The sequence below is a fragment of the Brachyspira catarrhinii genome (assembly GCF_005518285.1).
GTDB lineage: Bacteria > Spirochaetota > Brachyspiria > Brachyspirales > Brachyspiraceae > Brachyspira > Brachyspira catarrhinii.
The window spans coordinates 1-2,755 of the sequence record NZ_SJDU01000312.1 but is presented as its reverse complement, the minus strand read 5'-3'; the positions used below and the strand labels follow the sequence as shown (position 1 = coordinate 2,755).

Here is a 2,755-nt window from a genome sequence, read left to right as displayed (position 1 = left end):
TTAAATAACTCCATCCGATTATCGGACCGTAATAAGTGTCGTATCTCACTAAAGCCCAATCTTCTCTTTCTCTGTCTCTTGCGTTATAGACATTCGTTTTATTTAATACTTTTACAAAATCGTAATTATATAATTTAAATAATTCGTTTTCTCTTCCTTCGATTGCGGGGATTCTGTCTCTTATTATTATTCCGTTTCCAATTATATAATAATCTTCCTCAAAAGCGGGTTTAATTTTTTCAATTCTTTCTCTAACGGTTTTAATCGTATTGTCATAATCGATTTTTTCTCTTTGGCTTAATTCAAAAGGGAGAGATTCTGGAAAATAAGATTTGTTATTTAAAATGCTTTCTTGAAGAACGCTCGTTCTGTATCTGTCGGAAAATCTTCTTAAATAATTGACATTCGTTATAAAACTTCCTTTATCTTCTTTAGAGTTAATATTTTTAAATCTATGTCGGATGCTGAAATAATATGCAAAATCCTTTAACGGAAATACGCTTTCGCTATCTTGAACTATTCTGTCGAAAACATAGCCGTTGAAAGAATAGACGCCGTTTCTCTCAATTATTCCCATTTGATTATAAATATTTTTTAAAGCGTTCGATTGATTCGTGGCGTTAGATTCTTCGCTGTTTTCTTCGCCTTCTACTATTCCTTCCGTTATTAATTTTTTATAAAATTCTTCCACATATAAAGGATTATTTTCTATCATAAAAATCAAAGCCTGCCCCAAAAGATAAGAAGCCTCGCTCTCGTAATAACTCGATGGATATGTAAATAAAAATCTCGCCAAAGTTTCAAAACCGTCTTTATAATTTGAAGAGAGAATTTCGTTTCTGCCTTTTAAGAATGTGTTAATTTCGTTATATGGAGTTTGCGCGTTTTCCTGTTGCGTTTTCGGAAGAGACTTCAAAAAATCGCTTAAAGCTCCGTAATCTTCCGTTTTTTCTATTCTTCTTAATTTTTGCATTTCGTCTATAGAATCTTTTACCTTGCAGGAAGTTAATGATAAAATGATAAATGATAAAATAATCAAATAATTTCTATTTTTAAGCATCAATTTATACCTTCGTAAATTTTTATATTTAGTTTATTTCTAAAACTATTTAAAACGGATTTTGAAAAACTATTGTCTTTTTTATCTAGCATTTCTTTTACCAAATCCTCGCATTCTTTAATCGAAACCGCTCTAATCGTATTTTTTACTTTCGCTATAGAATCAATAGACATCGACAATTCTCTTATTCCGAGTCCGAGCAAAACGGGAGTGTATAAAGCGACTCCTCCCATCTCGCCGCATAAAGTTATTCTTTTATTCGCTTTTTTTGTGGAATTTATTATATGTTTTAGCATTCTCAAAACCGATATGTCTATGGGATTATATAAATCGCTTAATTTTTCGTTCGTTCTGTCGCAAGCCATCATATATTGAACCAAATCGTTTGAGCCGATTGAAATAAAATCTGCCTCTTTAAGTATCAAGTCTATAATAACCGCAGCCGAAGGAGTTTCTATCAAAGTGCCTACTTTTATATTTTCGTTAAATTCCACATTTTCTTTTTTTAATTCAAATTTTATTTCTTCGATAAATTTTTTCGTTTCGGTAATCTCTTCCAAAACGCTTATCATAGGAATCATTATTTCAATATCGCCGAAAGCGGAAGCTCTCAAAAGCGCCTTTAACTGCTCTTTAAAAACATTTTTATTTGAAAGACAGAATCTTATCGCTCGCCATCCCAAAAAAGGATTGTCTTCTTTTTTGAAATCCATCAAACCCAAAGCTGGAGACATTTTATCTCCGCCAATATCCAAAGTTCTTATGATTACTCTTCCTTTCATTTTTGAAGCTATATCTTTATAAACTTTAAATTGAACTTCTTCGCTCGGGAAAAACGAATTCTCTTCGTCATTAACATCCGAAAAAATATATAAAAATTCCGTTCTATATAAGCCTATAGAATCTATTCCGTATTTAGGTAAGCTTTCAGTTTCTTCTGGAATATCGATATTTGCGTTTACTTTTATCTCAACTCCGTCTTTCGTTATCGCTTTTTCTCTTGCGTCAATTATCGATTGCTCTTTATATTTTTTTATATTTTCCGTTAGTATCGTATAATTTTCTATATCTTTTTTATTCGGATTTATTATGACTATATTGCTTTTGCAGTCGATAATTATTTTTCTGCCGTTTTTAATTTTATTCGATATATCGGCGACATTAAATATTGTGGAAATTCCGAAAGATTTTGCAAGTATTGAAGCATGCGAAGTGAATCCTCCGCTTTCCACAATAAAACCGCTAACTCCCAAAGCGTTAAATTTCAAAACATCGCTCGGAGTCAAAGTTTTCGCTATCACTATGCAATCTTTTGGAATTTTATTCGCATCTTCCGAATTGAAGCGAATCAAATTTCTTATCACTCTCGATTTTATATCGATAATATCGCTCGCTCTTTCCGATAAAGTTTTGTCGCTTAACGAAGAGAGTTTATCCAAATATTCGGAAATTATAGAATCGTAAATATGTTCTATATTGAATAATTTTTCTTTAGTTTCGTTTTTAACCTGCTCGATAATGACTTTGTCTTTAAGCATCAAAATATGCATAGACAAAATATTTTTTATATTATTGTCGGCGTATTTTTGCATATCTTCGATTTCTTTTATAGATTTTTCTATGGCAAAGTCGAATCTTTTATATTCTTCTTCGATGTGTTCCTCTTCAATTTTGTATATCGGAGTGTCAAGAGAA

At 31.3% G+C, this 2,755-nt stretch carries 2 protein-coding genes; both read right to left on the bottom strand.

Going from position 1 to position 2,755, the window contains the following annotated elements; translation table 11 throughout:
- A partial coding sequence (locus EZH24_RS09855) for a tol-pal system YbgF family protein (protein WP_137998979.1) occupies positions 1–1,060 on the bottom strand: 1,060 nt, incomplete at its 3' end.
- The coding region (gene ptsP / locus EZH24_RS09850; RefSeq protein ID WP_137998978.1) for a phosphoenolpyruvate--protein phosphotransferase at positions 1,060–2,755 on the bottom strand (1,696 nt) is incomplete at its 5' end. The genes EZH24_RS09855 and ptsP, both read right to left, overlap by 1 nt.